This is a genomic window from Bacillus cereus group sp. BfR-BA-01382 (genome assembly GCF_022663475.1).
Classification (GTDB): domain Bacteria; phylum Bacillota; class Bacilli; order Bacillales; family Bacillaceae_G; genus Bacillus_A; species Bacillus_A thuringiensis_S.
Genome location: NZ_JAKUFQ010000471.1, coordinates 1 through 207 on the forward strand (window position 1 = coordinate 1; position 207 = coordinate 207).

A 207-nucleotide genomic window follows, 5' to 3' on the forward strand; every position below is an offset into this window, starting at 1 on the left:
GCTAAAGCTCGTGAAGCAGCTAAAGCTCAAGCAGATGCTGAAGCTCAAGCAGCGGCTAAGGCTCAAGAAGCAGCTAAAGCTCGTGAAGCGGCTAAAGCTCAAGAAGCAGCTAAAGCTCGTGAAGCAGCTAAAGCTCAAAAACCAGCTACACAACAACCTGCTGCAAAAGAAACTGAAACAAGTACACCATCATCTTCTCGTGAGTTA

General features: G+C 46.9%; 1 pseudogene. It reads left to right on the top strand.

The window, feature by feature from the left end:
• Window positions 1–207: pseudogene (locus tag MR160_RS34750) on the top strand (enterotoxin); the annotation flags it as partial.